Here is a 20,780-nt window from a genome sequence, read left to right as displayed (position 1 = left end):
TTTGCAGACTCATATCTAACCCCCTTTGCTGACGACAATAGCATGATGGAACCACCTGATCCCTTCCCGAACTCAGAAGTGAAACATCATCGCGCCAATGGTAGTGTGGGTTCGCCCATGTGAGAGTAGGTCATCGTCAGCTCTCTATTCCCTAAAAAGCCCCCAACCAGTTATCTGGTTGGGGGCTTTTTTTATCTTTAATTCCTCAGTGACCTATGCAGTAAATCCTATTTATGAGCAAGGAACAACCAGTGCTCGGGTGAGACACGTTAAGAAAAGGTCTGAGAGACCTTTTTAGTGATGCAAGGCGAAGCGGTAGCGCAGTTAGTGGTCCGCAGTGCAAGATGGAAGGTTTTTTAGCACCAATGCTTTTTTACTTAGGTCTATACGTAGGTCACTTTTGGTACCTATAGATAGTACCCATGAGTTTTTAATTTCTGAGATTTTATAGAGCCAAACTGAAAATAAGGCATTTATTAGACAAAATGAGAGGCAACAAAGCAATTGTAAAGCTGAAAAAGTATTCTACTTTATTATCTAAAATGATTTGACACCTATCATTATAGCTGCTAATTTTAGGCAGCGACTTTAATTCTAAATAGCAGTTTAAATTTGATTTAATAACAGTTACTCGTAAATATGATAGAGAGCTATCTTTTAATCAACACTAAACACGATTCAAATAACATTTAATCCTTTTAGCTAATTGATAGGTAGACTCTTATTTTTTTAATAATTATCAAAAGGAATTGGTAATGAAATTTGCTCCTCTTTTCTCAATAGGTGCGATAGCAGCACTTAGCCTTATGGGTTGTTCTAATTCATCTGACACTGGCAGTGATTCTGCGGCTGCTTCCTCTCAAGAAACCACTACTTTGCGTTTCTCACATTTTTGGCCTGCGACTTCTTCTATCAATCAAGAAGTATTTAAACCTTGGGCTGAACAAATAGAAACAGACTCTAATGGCCGTCTCAAGGTTGAGCTTTATCCATCAGCGACCCTTAGTAAGGCAGATGTTACCTATGAATCTGCGGTAAAGGGAACCATTGATATTGGCTCTCAAGCGCATGGTTATACCAGCGGCCGATTCCCACTAACCCAAATTGCTGAACTTCCAGGTTTATCAAGCTCAGCCACTCAGATGGGTTGCATGCTACAAACCCTTTATGAAGATGGCACTTTTGCCGACGAATATAAAGATTCGCATCTGCTATTTATGTATGGCGCCGGTCCTGGAACTCTCCATACTACTAACAAATTAATTCGAACCCCTGAAGATATGAAAGGTATGCGTATTCGTCGCCCTTCAGCAGTCGCAGGTGACATTATCGAGAGTATGGGTGCTTCTCCTGTAGGGTTGCCTGCTAATGATATGTATACGTCCCTACAGCGTGGTGTTGTTGATGGTTTAAGTTTCCCATGGGAAGCAGTCACAACTTTTAAAATTGATGAAATAACGAAGTATCATACTAATATACCCTTCTATAGCTCTGCGCTTATGGTGACTATGAATCAAGACAGCTACGACAGACTACCTGATGACTTGAAAAAAGTGATTGACGACAATTCAGGTATGGCTCTGGCGAAAAAAGTCGGTAAAGTATTTGATAAACATGATCAAATAGCTCTGCAAGCGGCAAGAGATAAAGGGGATGAAATTATCGATATTCCAGATCCGCTCAATAACCCAGACTGGAAAGGCCCTCTTGAAAAAGGCACACAAAAATATCTTAGTGATGTTACAGCTTTAGGACTAGATGCTGATGGTGTTTATGAAAAGGCTAAAGCGGCTAGTGCTGCCTGTAAGGTTTAATCTATTGGAGTTTCCACATGGTATTTTTGGTTAGAGTCAGTCGCTTTATTGCAAGGGTGTGTGAGTTCATTGGTGGTATCAGCTTAATCATCATTGTTGTCGCCACTATTGCAGATGTCTTCTTTCGCTATATGTTTAAGATCACTGGTGGTGAGTTTGGGTTTACTATTAAAGGTGGCGTGGAGATTGTCTCTTATTTTATGCTTTTTGCATTGCTCGCCGCTTTTGCCGCCTATGTTGAACGGTCACAAATCATCGTGGACGTTTTTACCCAAAAAATGCCCCAGGCTATTAAAGGCTACATGATGGGTACCTTCATGATGGGGTTTTTCTTAATAGGTATCGTGTTCACATGGGGCCTATATGAGAGTGCAGTCGATGCCGTGCATTTCGGTAAAGTGACTCAAGATCTAAGAATTTCAATGATGCCCATTTATGCCCTAAGTTCGTTTTTAAGTGCCTTGCTCGCTATTCGCGCCCTTATCGAATCCATTAATATTTTCAAAACGGGCGAGTTCTTTGACGCCGAGGAGACAGGCGCATGAGTACAGAAATTATTGGTGCTATCGGTTTAGTGTGCATGATTTTATTAGTCGTCGGCAGAGTACCTGTTGCTTTGGCGATGTTAGGGGTAGGGTTAGTGGGCTTTGGGGCAGTAACCTCGCCTAGTGGTGCTGTACAAATGCTAAAAGATATTCCGGTAGATGTCTTAGCAAAGTATGATTTTAGTGCCATTCCTTTGTTTATATTAATGGGGGTTTTTGCTACTCATTCTGGTATGGCGACCAAACTATTCGATTCTACCCGTACTATCTTTGGTGGTGTTAGAGGGAGCCTTGGTATTGCTGGCATTGGCTCATCAGGTATCTTTGCTTCTATTTCCGGATCCTCGTTAGCGACTGCTTCTACTATGGCGCGAGTGGCATTGCCACAAATGGAAAAACATGGTTACCAGCCTGGTTTTGCCTGTGGGGCTTTAGCTGCAGGTGGTACCTTGGGGATCATGATTCCACCGAGTATCGCGCTTCTTGTCTATGCTATCTTGACCCAACAATCGGTTGGCGATATGTTTATTGCTGGGTTTTTACCAGGTATTTTAGGCATAGTCATGTACTCTATTACCGTGATGATCATGGTGCGCTGGAAGCCACATCTAGCGCCACGTGGCGAGCGAACCCCGTGGAAAGCTAAAATAATTTCTTTAACGGGCCTTATCCCTTTTAGCTTTATTTTTATTGTTATTATCGCTGGTATTTTCTTTGGATTATTTACTCCCACTGAAGGGGCTGCAGTAGGGGCGTTTGCTGCTTGGGCCTATGCCTTTGTTAAAGGCATGAGATTGGACGGGCTAAAGCAGTCGTTAATTGAGACCTTGGCGTTATCTGCGGTCGTATTCTTTATGCTGTTAGGCGCAGAAGCACTTGGCTACTTTATTTCTGTATCGCGAATGTCTAATACGCTAGCAGAGTGGATTGGTGGTTTAGCCGTTAGTCCAATGATTGTATTAATCTGCATCTTGATCATGTACTTTTTGCTGGGTCTGTTTATGGATGCCTTAGCGATGTTGGTGATTACCATTCCTGTGGTATACCCAATTATTCTAGCATTAGGCTTTGATCCCGTTTGGTTTGGTATTATTGCGGTATTAACCGTAGAGCTTGGGCTTATTACCCCGCCAATGGGCATGAATATCTTTGTGATTAAAGCGGTGGCACCGCATATTAAGCTTGCCGATATGTTTCGCGGGGTGGCGCCCTTCATTGTCTCTGACTTGATTCGGTTGATTGTTTTGGTGTCTTTCCCTGCCATTTCCCTGGTGTTATTAAGTTAAAGCTTATGGGTAGTAGATAAATAAACAAGCCTTTATTTGAATCATGAGTGTCAGAAGCCAGTTCTTAGTTTTTCTTACCATATTGTTGTAATGACAATATGGTTTTTTATGGAGTAAAGTTATCGATTTATTTTATGATTTTGAGGCTATGACAAAATGATGACGTTATCATAACTTTTCTCCTCCTTGTCTAAGCTAGTAAGTGTAGTAAAATCAATAAACCTCAATCTTTAAGTGTTTCCACATAAAAACTTATAAGTAGATAAAATTATGGCAGTTGATTTTAGCAATACCCTGATAGTCGCAATTTCCGCAACCGCCCTATTTGATTTGTCAGAATCTGAAAACTATCTACTTAAGTTATTGCAGCAACGGCCTACCGAGGCTATCAAAGAATTTCGTGATTATATGGCAGAGCGTGAAAATGATCCTCTAAGTATTGGTGCAGGCTATCCTCTTATCAAAGCTTTACTTAATTTAAATAAGCAGAGTAACCAATCCACGGCATTAGATCCGGAGATTGAAACGCCTTTGGTTGAAGTGGTTATTGTCTCTAAAAGTAGCCCAGATACCGGTATTCAGGTACTCAATGCTATTCGTGAACATAAGCTGAATATCTCGCGTTCAGCATTCATATCGGGTAGTTCAGTAGCGCCTTATATTGACGATTTTAATATTGATTTATTTTTGACCACCAATCGCGATGACGCACAGCAGGTAGCAGATGCTAATATTTGTGCTTGTGCGATATTAGATGCTACTCCTGTGAATACCTATGAGCTGGATACTGAGCAGCTGCGTATTGCCTTTGATGGTGATGCAGTATTGTTCGATGATTCAGGGGAATTATTATATAAGCAAAAAGGTTTGCGTGCCTTTCATGAGCGTGAAGCTCAGATGCGAGATATGCCTATCAAAAAAGGTCCTTATGCAGAGTTATTGATTAAGCTGTCCAACTTACAAGCGCGTCTACCAGCAGGTCTGCATCATTGTCCAATAAAAATTGCACTGGTTACGGCGCGTAATGCACCTGCTGATCTGCGAGCTATCAAGACCTTACGCGAGTGGGGGGTTAATGTAGATATGGCATTCTTTTTAGGAGGGCTTGAAAAAACAGCGGTGCTAAAAACCTTTGCTCCGCATATCTTTTTTGATGATTCGATTAAACACATTGACGCGGCGCGCAGTTTTGTTCCCACTGCATTGGTACCTTATCATTCAGCATCTTTGTTGCATGCTGATAGTTACCTAGCCGCTGGCAAAGACACGTCATCATTATTCTTTACGCCAACGGAGCAAACTCTTTTTACTGTAAAATATTAGCGTGTAATACAGTCTATCCTTCTATAATAAAGGGAGACTGCATGCTAAAGACACAGAGATGCTAGCGTAAGAATAAATAGATTTAGTAGAGTAAAGATAAAGAGAAGAGGCGAGATATGAAGTGGCAACCGTTATTTGCATTGGTTATGGCGCGACTTAAACAAGTTATTGGCTTATACGCTTTTGTGCTGATACCGATGTGGGGTATGTTCTTTCTTAATAAAATTGCAGTGTTTGGCCTGTGGAACATTTTTGGTATCGTTCCGCGTACATTCGATTTGGGTAGTATGGTAGGTGTGTTTGCCTCGTGGACGATGCATGGTAACTTTGCCCATTTACTGGGCAATACCTTGGTGCTGTTACAGATATTATTTTTATTCGGCCTGTTCGAAAATAATGCTTACCGTACTATTCTTAAACTCATTGTCGCATCAGGCGTAATGACATGGTTGATAGCCTCACCATTGACAATTCATATCGGCGCGTCAGGACTGTGTTTTGCGATGCTGGGCTATATGATAGGCGGTGCCGTATTCGCGCGGCGTTGGGGATATCTGTTAGCTTGTATCGTGATGGGCACAGGATATTGGCTTACTATTAAGCAAGGCTTAATGCCGCAACAGGGTATCTCATTTGCGGCGCACTTTGGTGGTCTATGCGCTGGTTTATTGTTGGGGGCGAACTCGAAGCATGCCTATACAAGCATTACGAAGCGTTTTTAAGTGTTACTAGGCGCCATTGAGCGTCGTTATTATGCGACCAATCCAAACACATCTCTCACCAAGTAATTGGTTGTCACTACTCTTTTATTATCGATCTCTTATCACCACTCTTTTATTACTATTTACTATATAGCTATACCCTTTGCCATATTGCTTAGCCCTTTTCTGAGCAAACACTAATAAACAATGGATCATCTGTCGCTAAGGGTCGCCACTTAGTCGTTTTTTCAACGTGCTCTTTAACAGTCAATTGATTGTCTTTCGTTGGTATCAGATAATCTGCGCGTGCAGGCGCAGCACAGTCAATGACTTGTGGAATTTTCTGAACACTTAGGCGTCTCTCGAATAGATATAAATTTACTAGATAGATTTTTGGATTGTCCACTTGAGTGCTCGCATGGCCACTATCTACTGCCATAAAGCGAAATGTTTGCGGTTTAACATACGACCATGGGCGAAACCAGGTGCTATTTTCAATCTTTTTGACGACGGTCACGCCTTCAGGAAGCTGAGCGGTTTGCTGATCGAACCAGTTGTATTCTTGGTGTATTTGGAAGCCGAAGATGCCAGCCGCACCAAACAAGGGAATAAGCCATTTCGGTGCTTTTTTACCTGCTAGTTTGCTGAGGTGAGTTATGACGAGTGCTACCCCAGCTAGTCCAAATCCGGCAGCAATGGTAGCGATAAACTCAAAAAGCATAAGATATGTCCTTAACGCACTAGGCGCATTTAACTGAATAATCACTGGTCATATAACTATATTAATACGAAAATATAGTTATAACTGTGTTGGGATAAAAAAATCACTCACAAGCAGTTGCTGCCTGTGAGTGATAGAGTAACAAACGATAGGTCTATTAGCTAAGCCTTGTAAATACTAGCTTAGTGGTCAACTGCACCGCCAGCACCGCGTGGAGAACGTACGCTCTCAACCAGCTCTTGGATATGTGCCGGTGGTGGCGCAGTAGCATAAGACACAGCGAATGCTACGATAAAGTTAAGTAAAGCACCTACCGCGCCGAATGATAATGGCGAGATACCAAACAACCAATACTCTGCAGTATCAGGGAAGTTTGCGGTACCACTGATAAAGAACCAGCCTTTGAAAATAAAGATATAGACTAAGATACTAATCAGACCCGTTAACATACCAGCGATAGCGCCGAGGTTGTTAATACGCTTAGAGAAAATACCCATCATCAATACAGGGAACAGGGATGCGCCTGCAATACCAAAGGCCAGTGCAACCACCTGTGCAGCAAATCCTGGTGGATTAATACCCAACCATGTGGCAATGACAATCGCCACACCCATAGTGATACGCGCTACTTTTAGCTCGCCTTTATCACTGATATTTGGATTGAGGTTTCTTTTAATCAAGTCATGACTGATCGCTGATGAGATTGCGAGTAATAGGCCAGCTGCCGTTGATAACGCTGCTGCCAAACCACCTGCGGCGATTAGTCCAATAACCCAGCCTGGTAACTGTGCAATTTCGGGGTTAGCCAATACTAAGATATCAGCGTTTACGTCTAACTCATTACCTTTCCAGCCCGCATCAGTAAAGCGTCCATCGAGTTCTAAGTCATGCGCTGCTTGTGCTGTTGCAACTGCAGTGGTTGCTGCAGCGACGTCGCCGCCCTCAGCTTGAGCCGCAGTCAATGCCAGCTCTGCTGCACCAAGGCCGCTATCGTTATACATCTGAATACGGCCATCGTTATTCAAATCGTTGTACTTGATAAGACCCGTTTCTTCCCAAGTATTCATCCAATCTGGACGTTGATCATAGTTAATAGCAGGTTCTTCAACACCTTGTGGATAGATAGTGTCGATTAGGTTTAGACGCGCCATAGCACCTACTGCTGGAGCAGTGAAGTATAGTAGCGATATAAATACCAAGGTCCAACCGGCTGTCCAGCGGGCATCAGCAACTTTGGGTACTGTGAAGAAGCGAATGATAACGTGTGGTAGACCTGCCGTACCAATCATAAGTGATAAGGTAAATAGCACCATGTTGAGCTTGTTAGGTACGTCAGCAGTATAAGAAGTAAAACCTAAATCGGTGACAACTTGATTAAGCTTGGTTAATATTGGAAGACCTGATTCAGTGTGAGTTGAGAACAAACCAAGACCTGGAATTGGGTTGCCAGTCAATTCAAGCGATATAAAGACCGCAGGAATCGTATAAGCGATCATTAGAACCACATACTGCGCAACCTGCGTATAGGTAATTCCTTTCATACCACCAAGCACGGCGTAGAAAAATACGACGACAGCAGCAATAAGCAGTCCGGTTGTATTTTCAACTTCTAAGAAACGTGAGAATGCAACACCAGCACCAGTCATCTGTCCGATAACATAAGTAGTGGATGCGACAATCAAACATACGACTGCAATCATGGCCGCAGTCTTGGAATAAAAACGGTCACCAATAAAGTCAGGGACCGTGAACTTACCAAACTTACGTAAATAAGGCGCTAACAGCATGGCGAGTAGAACATAACCACCCGTCCAGCCCATCAAGTAAGTTGATGCGCCATAACCGCTAGAAGCGATTAGACCTGCCATTGAGATAAATGACGCGGCACTCATCCAGTCAGCGGCCGTTGCCATACCGTTCACCACGGGATGCACACCGCCACCAGCCACATAAAACTCACTGGTTGTACCAGCGCGCGCCCAAATCGCAATACCGAAGTATAAAGCGAAGGATAGGCCTACAAAAATAATATTAATCGTAAATTGACTCATAGGGCTATTCCTCTTCTACACCATATTGTTTATCGAGTTTATTCATACGCCAAGCGTAGAAGAAAATTAAGATGATAAATATTCCAATAGATCCTTGTTGTGCAAACCAAAAACCTAAATCAGTGCCGCCTATGGCGATACCTGACAATAATGGACGTAGCAAGATTCCAAAACCATAAGAAACTAGGGCCCAAATAATTAGGCTACCTGTAATGAGACGGAGATTGGCTCGCCAATAACCGGATGTGTCGTTGTGTTTTTCCATAGGACAACTCCTTTTGTCTGAAATAAAAACAGAGTTACTAATTAGGATCTAACAAGTCATTGTGGTTTAGCGTCTATCGTAAAGTGCGATACAGTTCGATACGGGGTCTATATTACAATCATAAAACTTGCTTTATAGACTGCTAAATCAGAATAATCAACTAGTTTCAGTAACCCAAAATTACCAATAAAATGAGCAAATTTTACCCCAGTTTGTATAAATTGAAGCCTTATAAAACGGACATAAACTGCTCGGTTCTGCTAAAAAGTGCATTGTAGAACAATAGTGTTAATAATCTAAAAGAATATCTGTACGACGTCTCATATTGGTTATGGATACATTAATTATGGGTTTTATTAATTTTATCTTATGAGTATGGTGGTGTTCATTGAAGAAGGTCGGTAGGGCATGACAATCCGCTGTCTTTTTATTATCTTTATCGTCCTGAAAAGCTTATTCAAGTACTAAGTTCTTAGTTATTCATGCCAATAAGTATTGCAAGATATAATTACGAACTTATTAGGAATATATACAATATTGACTTAATTAACAATAAATAAATTTAAATTACTTTATGTAACTAAATATTTGCTTAGTAGAGACCATAAGGAACTTATGTCGGTAAGAAGTGTGCAAGTCACCGAGATTACTAGGATAACACGCTAACACCTTATATATATTAAGGATTTAAATTTATATGTTTATCTCAAAGTTAACACAGCCCAAATGGCATTTATTTTAGGAACAGAATTAATAGAATGATTGCTAAAAGGCATAACAATGAGATTTTCTAATTTACATGAGATTTATACAATCTTACATAAAATATCAAGTCCTAAAAGTTTTATGAAAGCTAGAAATTCATAATAATTGTCTTTTAATAAATAATTTTAAAACCCTTCAAAAGTTTAACAATAAACAATAGCCAAAATAAAAATATGAAACAGTTAAATTAGGGGCAGTCAGTTAAAATATAGCGATTAAATATAGCAATATGATACCAATCACAAACTTTGTATTTGAATAGACTAGATATTGAATGAGCCTAGAATTAAACGAGTATGAATAAGTAGAGAGATGGGGTTGCATCACTAAGGCATTTCAGAATGCAGGTGATGTGGGTCACAACACGAACATAGAACACATGCAAAATGTGTGAATAAGGGGGCATTATGGGCGAGGAGCTAGCAGGTTGGTTTAACAGCGCAGTGAATTACGGTGTTAGCGTGATCTGGGGTAACAATGAGTGGTTAATTGCCAGCAATCCGTGGTACGGGCTATTGATGTTTGTACTGATCGGAGCAGGACTTTATTTTACGATTGCGACCCGTTTTATTCAGTTTCGCCATTTTGGGCACATGTGGGTGTTATTACGTACCTCCAATCAAGGGCGCAAAGATGGCGGTATTAGCTCTTTTGAGGCGCTGATGACTTCCTTAGCGGCGCGCGTGGGTACTGGCAACTTGGCAGGGGTCGCGATTGCTATTTATCTTGGCGGTCCAGGCGCGGTATTTTGGATGTGGATGACCGCATTGGTCGGCATGTCTACTAGCTTTGTTGAGTCTACTTTGGCTCAAGCGTATAAAGTTCCGCATACCGATAATGTTTATCGTGGTGGTCCCGCTTACTATATTGAAAAAGGCTTAGGTCAGCGCTGGATGGCGGTGTTCTTCTCTATTTGTCTACTGATTGCTTTTGGTTTAGCGTTCAATGGGGTTCAGTCAAATACCATCGCCCAAGCAACCAATGAGGCCTTTGGTATCCCCACATGGATGACCGGATTGGTATTAGTAGTATTGGTCACGCCAGTAGTATTTGGCGGATTACGTTCGGTTGCTCGCATTGCGGGTAAAGTGGTGCCAGTGATGGCCATTTTATATATCTTATTGGCGCTATTTATCATTGTGACTAATTTCAGTCAATTCCCATCGGCAATTGCACTGATTGTGAAGTCAGCGTTCGGTTTCGAGCAAGCGGCAGGTGGGGTAATTGGTTATGGTATTGCTCAAGCGATGATCAACGGTATTAAGCGCGGTTTATTCTCTAATGAAGCGGGTATGGGTTCAGCGCCCAATGCTGCCGCTACTGCAAAGAGTTATCCTGATCATCCAGCAGTACAAGGTTTTATGCAAATGCTGGGCGTGTTTATGGATACGCTAGTGATTTGTACAGCGACTGCCTCAATCATTATTTTGTCAGGTGTGGTCGATCCTAACGTTGAGCAAGAAGGTATCCAGCTGACTCAGTTAGCGCTGTCACAATATGTCGGTGACTTGGGTGTTATCTTTGTAGCGATTGCCATTTTCTTCTTCTCGTTTACCTCTATCATTGCTAATTATAGCTATGGTGAGTCTAACCTCGAATTTATCTCCGGTGCCAGAAACGCTAAAGTAATGATTATGGTGTTTCGTTTTCTAGTGCTTGGTATGGTATTTATCGGGGCGGTTGCTAGCTTACCAGCTATTTGGAACTTTGCTGATTTGTCGATGGGTCTGATGGCATTGACCAACTTAGTAGCAATTGTCCTCTTGTCACCAGTGGCGCTAAGAATACTGCGTGATTATGAGCGGCAAATCAAAGAAGGCAAAACAGGTGAGCAAATCACCTTTAATCCTGATGACTTTGTCAAACTTAAAGACGAAGCCAATCGTGATGCTTGGACGGATTAACGGCTACTGAATATTTTAGGTAAATAAAAACCGCTCCTAACCAAATATAAATGGCTAAGAGCGGTTTTTCTATAGAGTCATTATAATTTACATGTTTGGATAGTTAGGACCGCCACCACCTTCGGGAGTTACCCAAGTGATGTTTTGTGACGGATCTTTAATATCACAGGTTTTGCAATGGATACAGTTTTGCGAATTGATCACAAAATGGGCACCTTCAGCATCCTTGATTACTTCATAAACCCCAACTGGACAATACAAACGTGCTGGCTCAGCATACAACGGCAAGTTCATAGAAATAGGCACGGTAGGATCGGTTAATTTTAAATGCTTTGGTTGGTTTTCAGTATGGTTGGTATTAGAAATAAATACTGATGATGATTTATCAAATGTCAGCTTACCGTCAGGCTTAGGATATTCCGGCTGATAGGCATGGTTAGCACGTTCTAACTGGTCATAATCACGTAAGTTATCATGAATAGTCAGCGGCATTTTGCCACCCAGCAAGTTCTGTTCAATGAAGTTAAAGGCGCCGCCCATCCATTGGCCCATGCGATGCATGGCTGGAGCGAAGTTGCGCGCTTCGTAATTATCCTGATACAACCACGATTCTTTATACATGGTGCTATAGGCAATTACTTCGTCATGCTGACGTTCAGCTTGCAACGCTTCAAAAATAGCTTCGGCTGCTAGCATGCCTGACTTCATCGAGGTATGTGTACCTTTGATTTTGGCAGGGTTTAAGAATCCAGCATCATCTCCCACTAACACACCACCAGGAAAGGTGAACTTTGGTAAGGAGTTTAGACCGCCTTTGGTAAGCGAGCGTGCGCCATAGGAAATACGTTTACCACCTTCTAAAACATTACGAATGAGCGGATGCAATTTTAGGCGTTGTAATTCGTCAAAAGGTGACATATAAGGATTGGAGTAAGATAAATCGATGACTATACCAAAGCTAACTTGGTTATTTTCAGCGAAGTACAACCACCAGCCGCCAGAAGAGCCAGTATCGGTTAATGGCCAGCCTGAGCCGTGCATAACAACACCTTCCTCATGCTTTTCAGGCTCGATGTCCCACAATTCTTTGAGACCAATGCCGTAATGCTGAGGATCACAATCCTTATCAAGATTAAAGCGGCTAATTAAGCGTTTGCCCAAATGACCACGAGAGCCTTCGGCAAAAATAGTATATTTAGCTAATAATTCATAACCTGGCTCAAAGCTAGCCTTGGCATCACCATTTGCTGCGACACCCATATCGCCAGTCAATATACCCCTTACTGAGCCGTCATCGTTATATAAGATGTCAGCAGCAGGGAAGCCTGGGAACATCATCACTTCTAACTCTTCAGCTTGCTCTGCTAACCAACGAACAACGTTAGCCAATGAAACAATATAATTGCCTTCGTTGTGCATACTGGCTGGAATAACTGAGTCGATAAGCTTAGTGCTCTTAGTCGCTGACCCCAACATATACACGCGATCTTCAATCGCTGGCACATTTAATGGCGCGCCTTTAGCTTTCCAATCAGGAATCAACTCATTTAAAGCACGCGGTTCAATAACGGCACCGGATAAAATATGACCACCAAACTCAGCGCCTTTTTCGACCACACAGACCATAAACTCGTCGTTGCCCGCTTCAATAGCCAACTGGCGTAGACGAATAGCCGCAGATAAACCGGCAGGACCACCGCCGACTACAATAACGTCAAATTCCATCGACTCACGCTCAATCTCAGGTTCTGGGGCAATGGGCTCAGGTATTTTTTCAACCGCTATTTTTTCGATTACTGTTTCTTCAGCAGGTTCTTTTTTAACAACCTCTTTATCAACGGCTACCTTTTCAGCAGCTTCATTTTCAGTAGGTGCTTTTTCGATAGATTCTTCATCGATAGCTACTGCTTTATCAACAGCTACGGTATCAAGATTTGCTTCTTTAGGCTCTGTATTTTCAACCGCAACATTTTCGGCTGGGACCTCTGTAGTCAACTCTGGTGTGTCTGAATCTGTTGGCTCTACCGTTGCTGGCGCATCAGTGTTGACGATATCAGTATCAACGACTGGCGTTTTTTTGTCTTGCTCTTGCATACCTACTCCTAAACTTTTAGTGGCTTATCTCAGGGCGTCATTAGCATAACAATTGAATAATAAAGCTTGCGACGCTAACTTACCTCAGACATATGGCTGCTCGATAAAAACTGTCTTTGCGGCATCACTCAACAACGTTACTATTGAAGACTAGCATATGTGAAAGTTATCATATGTAATCACAGCAACCCATAACGTAAAAGGACAATTAAAACTACACCCATGTGACCATTTTAATAAAAAATCGTTACTCATTATAAAAGAAAAGTCCTACAAACACGATACGCATTTATAGGTATCAGTGTTAAAGTAAGATTCATATGACGGGTCTATAATGACGATGGTGTTTTATCATACCCGAAACTAAAATTAATAGTAATACTGGATACGCCAAACTTTGACTAATAGTTAGGAGAGTGTGTGATGACCAAGGCTACCAACAACACGATTGATAATACCATGAATAGTTCTGAGACCCCGCAGGACGTGACATTTGGTCTAAATAGTTTGGATTCGCTAAGCCAATATCTAAAGTCCGAGGCAGGAACACGGCAGGGGCGCGCGATACCGCCATTAGAAGAATGGCATCCTGAGCAAGTCATCGATATGGATTTGGTGATTAAAGCCAACGGCGAGTGGTGGCACGAGGGTGGCCATATGACCCGCGAGTCATTAGTAAATTTATTCGCTTCTATCCTATGGAAAGAAAAGCAAGACGGCGTTACTGAGTATTTTTTGAAAACGCCAGTACAAAAGCTACGAATTCAAGTCGAGGATGTGCCGCTACTGATTAATAATGTCGGTATCGTTACTGAAGATAATATGAACTGGCTGGAGTTTACTACTACTACCGGTGATGTGGTGCGTTTGGATGATGAGCATCCGATTATACTACGCGCTTATCAGCCTGATGTTAGTGACAGTAATAATAATGAAGCGCAAATGGATAACACTGAGTTACAAGCTAAGCCACAGACTGAGCCCCAAATACGCCCTTATATGCCTATCAGAAATGGGTTGACCGCACTTATCGGTCGCAATGCGTTTTATCATTTGACCGAAATTGGTGAACTAACAGAACAAAATGATGAGACCATACTAACTTTACAAAGTGGTGGACACTCTTATCCCCTGTCGATGCCAGCTAGTTGAGTTTTATTGATTGAAGGGTCTGACTACAGATTGTGGGCCAATGTGTTTAATTTAAAGTATATTCAACATAATAAGAAGCTTCCAGATGACGATATGTGTATAGCAGGATGTATATGATAGCGGTGGTAAACTGACTATGAGCCTTACCGCAAATGAAATAAGCAGTGATGTGAAAACTCAATCGGCTGCTTTTGATGCTGTCGCTTTTAATAAGGCAATGGTTAACAAAGAGCGCAATGCACCAATTGGCTTATTTGACTCAGGAGTCGGTGGTCTATCAGTCTATCTGCATTTGGCCCAGCAATTACCCGATGAGCATTATATTTATTATGCCGATACCTTGCATGTGCCATACGGCAGTCGTGACAGTAAAGAGATCGAGACGCTAACATTAATAGCGGTAGAATGGTTATATCAGCAAGGCTGTAAACTGATCGTCATTGCCTGTAATAGTGCCTCGGCTTATGCTTTGGAGACCGCCCGGCGCTGTTATCCGCAGTTGCCTATCGTCGGCTTAGTACCGGCATTGAAGCCTGCGATACTGGCCAGTAAAAGTGGTCATGTGGCGGTATTAGCCACTAAAGCGACCTTAAATGGCACGTTACTTAACCAAGTTATTACTAATATTGCTCTGCCAAACCAGACGTTAGTGACTAAATATTTTGACCCCCAACTGGTACCCTGGGTAGAGGCAGGTATGCCAGAGAACTCCGAAACTGCCCAGCGCTTACGCCAGCAAGTACAAGGATTTGCTCAAGAGGGCATTGATCAATTGGTGTTAGGTTGCACACACTATCCATTTTTTAAACCATTTTTATTGCAAGAGATTGAGTCACAACAACTTTCTATGGACGTGGTTGACTCAGGAAAAGCAATTGCTGAACGCGTGAAGCAGCTATTGGTAAAAAACCAGCTACTGGCACTGCCTACTAGTAGTGCGCATAGTAGTATAGATAGTAGCAGGACGACTGTTAATAACACGAATATTCGGCCGCCTCTAATTTTTTATGCCAGTAAATATGATGACAAGCTTGGTATGCTGATACAGCGTCTGCTGGGTACGCAGATATGTTTGCAACGGTATTGTTAGTATAGGCTACGATGACCAAATATAAGATGTGGCAAATAAAAATAAACTGCGTGCATCTCGAGAAGATTATGCTAGGCTAGAGGTTTCAATAATCGATACTTGTGCTTGTTTTTATGTCATTTTTGATACTGCTGTCTAAACTTAGAGGGTTATTGTGCCTAATCGTCGTTATCATATTCATGTCGTATGCGCTGACAACGAGCAACCGCTGGTCTTAGATAGTTTGGCGATATTTTTTCAAGCACGAGCCTTTCTAACCTACGATGTCTCTAGCAAATTACCGCAAGCTACGTTATACGGTCGCCAGTGCATTGATGCTTGTGATTATACGCTAGTAGTTATTGGTGACAGTTACGGCACGGCCAAAGATATGGGTGTCAGTCAAATGCATCTAAGCTATCTGAGTGCTAAAGCTAAGCTCAAACCTTTATTAATATTAATTAAGACTCATCATGAAGCCGCAGACGTTAGTCGGCAATTGCAAGACTTTACCCGTGTTGTTCAACAGCAAGCAAAGCATGTGTATTACTATGATATGGATACTAATATCGAGCAACTGCTTATCTATGCTTATGAAAATATGGTCTCAAACCATGAAGTAAAGGATGGGTGGGTAAGGATGAGTGAGAAACCTGAAAAGTCTAACCTACAAAGGATCACTGCGCAGTATATATCTCCCTTATCTACCAGTAAGGCTGTTCAGCGAGATATTAGTCTCGCTGAAAACAGCATTTCTGAAAATATTGTTTCTGAAAACAGTGTCACTGCTAATAGTTTGAACAAACCGCTTAAATTGATAGAAACTTTTACCATTCAATATAGCGCCCAAGCTTATGAGGGTGGTAATCTGTCAGATATCACTAGGATGATGACTTTAACATGGCAAGAAATACTACATGCCTTAGCAAAAATTCCAGAGACTTTTTCAAGCTATAGTTTACAAAGCTGTATTAATCGTTTGATATCCTCTAAAGCTGACCAAGAGGTTAAACGGGAGATGCCTAATGTCCATGCCATCTCACGCTGCAGAATTGCTCAAAATGATTTAAACAGACTACAACGCGTATTGGTCGGTGCAAACTGGATTCAGTTGACGACTTATGGTACTCGGGTATCACAAGAGATGTGGAAACTGACCTTTTATGCCCAAAATCTATTTAAGAAAGGTCAGCCAAAGGCACCTAATGAGTAGTAAAGCCTCAATTATAGATAAATTGTGCCCATTGCTACGTTTTGTAATACAAAGCATACGTGCCAGCAGTTGTTAATTTACTGTAAACTGGTAATAATAAACACCATAAATATTGACTGATTGAGGAGAGTAATATGACTAACTCTAAACGCGACGAATTAATGAGTGATATCGATAAACAAGCAGAAGCGATGCATGACGCCGATCAGTTTCATACCCTAGAAGAGCAAGTAGCAGATATGAAGCGCCGTGGTATTGATCCCAGTAAGACCTATAATGATTGGGATGAAAAGGAAAAAGAAGATTGGGGCGATGCGACTTGGAAAGAAAATGGCAAGTGGGAGCCAAAAACGCCAGCAGATCTTGATGATAAAGCGCGCGAAAACTGGGATGGCGAAAATGGCAAACCCAATCCACCACCGTTCGTCTAATCTACTTGTAAATTAAATGGCTTGAATGGTTATAAATACCAATCCATTTCTTATACATTAATGAAAACAAAAACCACGCCAATTAGGCGTGGTTTTTTATTTGTCTAATATCAAGAACCCTATACTAAGAACCTTCATCAACACGTACTAAGTTCACGACGCCATCAGCACCGATAACGCGGCGATAGCGTTGATTGCTAGACCTTGATGGCTGAACTGATGCTGGCTGAGCTGACGATTGAGGTGAATAAGTGCTAGTAGGCGAGGTAGTTTGTTGTTTAATCAGTTGCCCCATGCGATCCCCAGATGCTGGGGTCAAAGGTTGGCTATTCGACGGCTGACCATATTGATTGCCATACTGGTTACTATTCTGGAAGCTGCTAGGAGCAGAGTTTCCAACGATTGAGCCATAAAACTTTTGTCCTGCACGTCCATCAGCAGGAAAGATGCCACGGCTGGTCTGATATTGCTGAATGGCAGTACGAGTATTGTCGCCGATAATGCCATCAACGCCGCCGATATCGTAGCCAGCATTTAATAAAGCTTGCTGAATGTCTCTGGCCTGCTGGCGACTAATACCAGGGTCATCGGTTGGCCATGCTGTTATAAAGTCGGTCTTACTGCTATCCGATTTTGTGATTAAGTCAGAAAGATGGGCGATTGCCAATGCGTAGTTTTCTGAGGCATTGTACGAGTAAAACGTATCGAAGTTTTTACCCACTAAAAAAGCAGGGCCACCTTTACCGGCTGGCAATAGCAGTCCGGCACTACTTAAGTCATAAGGCAGTGGACTGCCATTAGCAAGCGTCAAGCCTTGATCGCGCCAGTGACTCATAGACTTTTTGTCTTTACGATCGGACACTGCCCAATATCCGCTAGGGAGTTTGACCTCATAGCCCCAGGCCTCACCTGTACGATAACCGCGCTTGGATAAGAAGTTTGCGGTAGAAGCGAGCGCATCGGGCACACTATTGACCAAGTCGCGGCGACCATCGCCATCGAAATCTACTGCCAGGTCTAAAAAAGTACCGGGCATAAACTGTGTTTGTCCAAACGCGCCTGCCCAAGAGCCAGTCATATCACTGGGATTAATATCACCATTTTGCACAATTTTTAGCGCATTGGCATACTCACCACGAAAGTAACTTTGGCGGCGATCAAAACAAGACAACGTCGCTAATGACTCAAACAAGGGTTTTTTACCCAAAGTCTGGCCAAAGTTTGACTCTACACCCCACACCCCTAAAACGTGCTCGGCTTTGACACCGTAGCGCGATTCAATCTGGCGCAATGTGCTTGCCCACTGCTGCTTGGCACGAATACCATCTTCTACCCGTTCTTTATCCACTAACGCTGATAGATAATCCCAAACGTCCTTTTGAAATTCAGGCTGATAATTTAATGACTGAATAACGCTAGGATCAGGCTCGCTTGGACGATAGCGCTCAAAGGTTGAATCGGATACGTCGCGAAATTGACTGCTGTTTTTAAGGGTGCTTAAGCATTGTTGTAGCTCAGCATTGGATAAGTTTGGTGCTTCTGGTCGAGCGGCTTGGGCAGTGCTGGCTAGACTTAAGCCAATCGCAGCACTGAGCAGAGAAAAAGTAGTCAACTGAGTCAAACGCATGAAAATATCCTATAAACATAAGTGGTGGCAAGGTTGATAATAAAATAAAAAGTTCAATATGAAGAGATTGGTTTAGAGTAACCAATATTAATGATAAAGAAAAGGTATAGACGCACCTGGTTACTATAAGCTGACGTCGGTGTGAGGTTGGGAGGGATTTGGGTAAAAAGCTAATATCATTTACTGTCGTTTGATGATGTTTAATAGTCGCATTATTTAGTTCGGATTCAGTAGTCTTATACTCACCTTCAAAATTAATTATTTAGCCAACACAGCATTTAGCTCTTCAATTAAAGTATGAATACGCTCTGCATTTTTGCCTAAGTCGCTACCGCCAATACGCGATTTACTACGAATATCAACCAAACGCTCACTGCCTTCATCATTAACACGTACCACGACATCATCTTTAAAACCAAACCACATCGTGGTATCTGTTGCCTCCACGCTACCTTTGCTAGCATCAGCATTTACTAACTCCCAGCCTAAGTTTTTGACCGCTTGTTCAACAGCTGCTACTAACTCAGCTTTTGGCTGCGGATAGCTAAGGGTTCTGAGTTCAGGATATGCTGTACGTTGTTGCTCTGCGGTCTCGATACCATCATACTCTACCGGGTTTGGTGCGTCAGCGCGTAGCGGGGCAATAGTGATAAACTCAGGTGGGTTGACTAAATCGGTTGAAATATCATGAATGGGCGGTACGCTTTTGGCTTTACTCATCATACTCAGAGGCATTGCTATAGCAATTGCAGAAAGTACCACCGCCATAATTGCACTGCCCAGCGTTACCGTTTTACGTCTTAATAAAAATTGTAGTGCAAGCAGTACAAGCGCTGCAATACCGGCATACACCCCAAATTTAAATCCTGTAAACGCAGTGCCTAATTCAATAATACCAAACTTATAAAGAGGACCTGCTAACACGACCAGCAAAAAGGCAATTAAACTCGTAAGGCTAACTAAAATTTTCATTAGATTTTTCCATTATTATTTAATCACTCAATTAATCACTTAATAACCAAACATGTTCAGTCACAGCCAGCTCTGGCGCTGCGTTTAATATTGATGGCTTACCTTCAAGCTCAGTGATTCTATAATGACTGCTATAATATTGTTGGACTTGCTCGCTACTAATCGAAAACGGCGGCCCGTTCCTTTCACTTTGATCATAGTTGAGCGTTAATAGTAGTTGCGGTGCATTACCGCTAGCACGGCTACTGATATTGCTACTAAGCTGCCGCACTTTTTCGCTATACTTTAGGCGCATATCTGCTGGCAAGGCAATCAACGCTGCTCTATCATAAATCGCATCAACTTGACCAAGGTCTTCGGGCTTAAGTGCAAAGATATCAGCGACCCATAACTCTATCGTCTGACCTAAAATCTGGCCTTGATAGCACTTAATGTTTGGATTATCAGCATGCCTCGTTACTGTAGGCGAGATATTATTCTCAGTAAAGAATGCTTGAACGGCCGACTCAACCAATTCGACCCCAGCTACCTCATAACCTTGGCTTGCTAACCATATCATGTCAACTGATTTGCCGCATAACGGTACAAATACTCTACTATCGGTTGGCAAATTTAAGGCCGGAAAGTGTTTAATCAATAGTGGATTTACTTCCGGTTGATTAAAGCCAATACGCTTGTCCTGCCAGCGTTGTTGCCAGAATTCAGGGTTCATTATTATAGCCTTTATATTTGATAGTTTTTATTAACGGTGGCTTTCGAAGATGCTGTTGTTTACTAAAATTTTGATAATGAGCGTTACTAGACGTTAACGGCTTTCACCATATGAAGCTAGTGATAACGATAAATT

The 20,780-nt window shown here is 42.1% G+C and carries 17 protein-coding genes and 1 rRNA gene; 11 read left to right on the top strand and 7 right to left on the bottom strand.

What is annotated here, in order from left to right; translation table 11 throughout:
* Positions 1-27 precede the first annotated feature (27 nt).
* The 6 genes from rrf (at position 28) to JMX97_RS10715 (ending at position 5,690) form a co-directional block, all read left to right on the top strand.
* A 5S ribosomal RNA gene (gene rrf / locus JMX97_RS10740) occupies positions 28-142 on the top strand.
* Positions 143-755: 613 nt separating this feature from the next.
* Positions 756-1,814 carry a TRAP transporter substrate-binding protein gene (locus JMX97_RS10735; RefSeq protein ID WP_201558023.1) on the top strand — a complete coding sequence of 353 codons (1,059 nt, stop codon included), beginning with the start codon at positions 756-758 and terminating at the stop codon, positions 1,812-1,814.
* A gap of 17 nt (positions 1,815-1,831) precedes the next feature.
* Positions 1,832-2,359: a TRAP transporter small permease gene (locus JMX97_RS10730; RefSeq protein WP_201558021.1), complete on the top strand. Its 528-nt coding sequence runs from the start codon at positions 1,832-1,834 to the stop codon at positions 2,357-2,359.
* Positions 2,356-3,645 carry a TRAP transporter large permease gene (locus JMX97_RS10725; protein WP_201558012.1) on the top strand — a complete coding sequence of 430 codons (1,290 nt, stop codon included), beginning with the start codon at positions 2,356-2,358 and terminating at the stop codon, positions 3,643-3,645. Before JMX97_RS10730 ends, JMX97_RS10725 begins: the two co-directional genes overlap by 4 nt.
* A gap of 270 nt (positions 3,646-3,915) precedes the next feature.
* Entirely contained in the window at positions 3,916-4,968 is a 1,053-nt protein-coding gene (locus JMX97_RS10720) for a 5'-nucleotidase (protein ID WP_201558011.1), read from the top strand.
* A gap of 116 nt (positions 4,969-5,084) precedes the next feature.
* Positions 5,085-5,690: a rhomboid family intramembrane serine protease gene (locus tag JMX97_RS10715; RefSeq protein WP_201558009.1), complete on the top strand. Its 606-nt coding sequence runs from the start codon at positions 5,085-5,087 to the stop codon at positions 5,688-5,690.
* A gap of 154 nt (positions 5,691-5,844) precedes the next feature.
* On the opposite strand, the gene JMX97_RS10710 is transcribed toward JMX97_RS10715, so the two are convergent.
* The 3 genes from JMX97_RS10710 to JMX97_RS10700 all read right to left on the bottom strand — a co-directional run bounded on the left by JMX97_RS10710 (position 5,845) and on the right by JMX97_RS10700 (position 8,706).
* Complete coding sequence (locus JMX97_RS10710; RefSeq protein WP_201558003.1) at positions 5,845-6,390, bottom strand: hypothetical protein; 546 nt, start codon at positions 6,388-6,390, stop codon at positions 5,845-5,847.
* Positions 6,391-6,572: 182 nt separating this feature from the next.
* Positions 6,573-8,441, bottom strand: coding sequence for a sodium:solute symporter family protein (locus JMX97_RS10705; protein ID WP_201558002.1), 1,869 nt, complete (start codon positions 8,439-8,441; stop codon positions 6,573-6,575).
* A 4-nt stretch (positions 8,442-8,445) separates the two neighbouring features.
* Positions 8,446-8,706 (bottom strand): DUF4212 domain-containing protein, encoded by a 261-nt coding sequence (locus JMX97_RS10700; RefSeq protein WP_201558001.1) that lies wholly within the window; start codon positions 8,704-8,706, stop codon positions 8,446-8,448.
* Positions 8,707-9,878: 1,172 nt separating this feature from the next.
* Here JMX97_RS10700 and JMX97_RS10695 point away from each other — a divergent pair.
* The gene (locus JMX97_RS10695) at positions 9,879-11,375 is read left to right on the top strand and encodes an alanine/glycine:cation symporter family protein (RefSeq protein ID WP_201558000.1); all 1,497 of its coding nucleotides are present in this window, start codon (positions 9,879-9,881) and stop codon (positions 11,373-11,375) included.
* Positions 11,376-11,462: 87 nt separating this feature from the next.
* Here JMX97_RS10695 and JMX97_RS10690 read toward each other — a convergent pair whose 3' ends face one another.
* The gene (locus JMX97_RS10690; RefSeq protein WP_201558037.1) at positions 11,463-13,100 is read right to left on the bottom strand and encodes an electron transfer flavoprotein-ubiquinone oxidoreductase; all 1,638 of its coding nucleotides are present in this window, start codon (positions 13,098-13,100) and stop codon (positions 11,463-11,465) included.
* A gap of 792 nt (positions 13,101-13,892) precedes the next feature.
* Here JMX97_RS10690 and JMX97_RS10685 point away from each other — a divergent pair.
* From JMX97_RS10685 to JMX97_RS10670, 4 genes are all read left to right on the top strand, one after another.
* Entirely contained in the window at positions 13,893-14,621 is a 729-nt protein-coding gene (locus tag JMX97_RS10685) for a DUF1285 domain-containing protein (protein ID WP_201557999.1), read from the top strand.
* A 136-nt stretch (positions 14,622-14,757) separates the two neighbouring features.
* A complete protein-coding gene (gene murI / locus JMX97_RS10680) occupies positions 14,758-15,711 on the top strand; it encodes a glutamate racemase (protein ID WP_201557998.1) in 954 nt (317 codons plus the stop codon).
* Positions 15,712-15,865: 154 nt separating this feature from the next.
* Positions 15,866-16,903, top strand: coding sequence for a DUF4062 domain-containing protein (locus JMX97_RS10675; RefSeq protein ID WP_201557997.1), 1,038 nt, complete (start codon positions 15,866-15,868; stop codon positions 16,901-16,903).
* Positions 16,904-17,037: 134 nt separating this feature from the next.
* The gene (locus JMX97_RS10670) at positions 17,038-17,334 is read left to right on the top strand and encodes a hypothetical protein (protein ID WP_201557996.1); all 297 of its coding nucleotides are present in this window, start codon (positions 17,038-17,040) and stop codon (positions 17,332-17,334) included.
* 124 nt (positions 17,335-17,458) lie between these two features.
* Here the strand turns inward: JMX97_RS10670 and JMX97_RS10665 are convergent, their stop codons facing one another.
* The 3 genes from JMX97_RS10665 to tmpT form a co-directional block, all read right to left on the bottom strand.
* On the bottom strand, positions 17,459-18,961 hold the full coding sequence (locus JMX97_RS10665) for a lytic murein transglycosylase (protein WP_201557994.1): 1,503 nt from the start codon (positions 18,959-18,961) through the stop codon (positions 17,459-17,461).
* A gap of 258 nt (positions 18,962-19,219) precedes the next feature.
* Positions 19,220-19,933, bottom strand: coding sequence for a DUF1499 domain-containing protein (locus tag JMX97_RS10660; RefSeq protein ID WP_201557992.1), 714 nt, complete (start codon positions 19,931-19,933; stop codon positions 19,220-19,222).
* Positions 19,934-19,964: 31 nt separating this feature from the next.
* Entirely contained in the window at positions 19,965-20,645 is a 681-nt protein-coding gene (tmpT, locus tag JMX97_RS10655) for a thiopurine S-methyltransferase (protein WP_201557990.1), read from the bottom strand.
* Positions 20,646-20,780 lie beyond the last annotated feature (135 nt).

Origin of the sequence: Psychrobacter sp. 72-O-c, assembly GCF_904846605.1 — a bacterium.
In the GTDB taxonomy this organism is placed as follows: Bacteria; Pseudomonadota; Gammaproteobacteria; order Pseudomonadales; family Moraxellaceae; genus Psychrobacter.
This window is presented reverse-complemented; position numbering and strand designations above follow the sequence as displayed.

What these genes read in the sequence shown, in the direction of transcription:
- JMX97_RS10665 (WP_201557994.1), bottom strand. Translation starts at nt 18,961, where the DNA reads ATGCGTTTGACTCAGTTGACTACTTTTTCTCTGCTCAGTGCTGCGATT.
- JMX97_RS10735 (WP_201558023.1), top strand. Translation starts at nt 756, where the DNA reads ATGAAATTTGCTCCTCTTTTCTCAATAGGTGCGATAGCAGCACTTAGC.
- murI (WP_201557998.1), top strand. Translation starts at nt 14,758, where the DNA reads ATGAGCCTTACCGCAAATGAAATAAGCAGTGATGTGAAAACTCAATCG.
- JMX97_RS10705 (WP_201558002.1), bottom strand. Translation starts at nt 8,441, where the DNA reads ATGAGTCAATTTACGATTAATATTATTTTTGTAGGCCTATCCTTCGCT.
- tmpT (WP_201557990.1), bottom strand. Translation starts at nt 20,645, where the DNA reads ATGAACCCTGAATTCTGGCAACAACGCTGGCAGGACAAGCGTATTGGC.
- JMX97_RS10700 (WP_201558001.1), bottom strand. Translation starts at nt 8,706, where the DNA reads ATGGAAAAACACAACGACACATCCGGTTATTGGCGAGCCAATCTCCGT.
- JMX97_RS10685 (WP_201557999.1), top strand. Translation starts at nt 13,893, where the DNA reads ATGACCAAGGCTACCAACAACACGATTGATAATACCATGAATAGTTCT.
- JMX97_RS10660 (WP_201557992.1), bottom strand. Translation starts at nt 19,933, where the DNA reads ATGAAAATTTTAGTTAGCCTTACGAGTTTAATTGCCTTTTTGCTGGTC.
- JMX97_RS10695 (WP_201558000.1), top strand. Translation starts at nt 9,879, where the DNA reads ATGGGCGAGGAGCTAGCAGGTTGGTTTAACAGCGCAGTGAATTACGGT.
- JMX97_RS10720 (WP_201558011.1), top strand. Translation starts at nt 3,916, where the DNA reads ATGGCAGTTGATTTTAGCAATACCCTGATAGTCGCAATTTCCGCAACC.
- JMX97_RS10670 (WP_201557996.1), top strand. Translation starts at nt 17,038, where the DNA reads ATGACTAACTCTAAACGCGACGAATTAATGAGTGATATCGATAAACAA.
- JMX97_RS10730 (WP_201558021.1), top strand. Translation starts at nt 1,832, where the DNA reads ATGGTATTTTTGGTTAGAGTCAGTCGCTTTATTGCAAGGGTGTGTGAG.
- JMX97_RS10690 (WP_201558037.1), bottom strand. Translation starts at nt 13,100, where the DNA reads ATGGAATTTGACGTTATTGTAGTCGGCGGTGGTCCTGCCGGTTTATCT.
- JMX97_RS10710 (WP_201558003.1), bottom strand. Translation starts at nt 6,390, where the DNA reads ATGCTTTTTGAGTTTATCGCTACCATTGCTGCCGGATTTGGACTAGCT.
- JMX97_RS10725 (WP_201558012.1), top strand. Translation starts at nt 2,356, where the DNA reads ATGAGTACAGAAATTATTGGTGCTATCGGTTTAGTGTGCATGATTTTA.
- JMX97_RS10715 (WP_201558009.1), top strand. Translation starts at nt 5,085, where the DNA reads ATGAAGTGGCAACCGTTATTTGCATTGGTTATGGCGCGACTTAAACAA.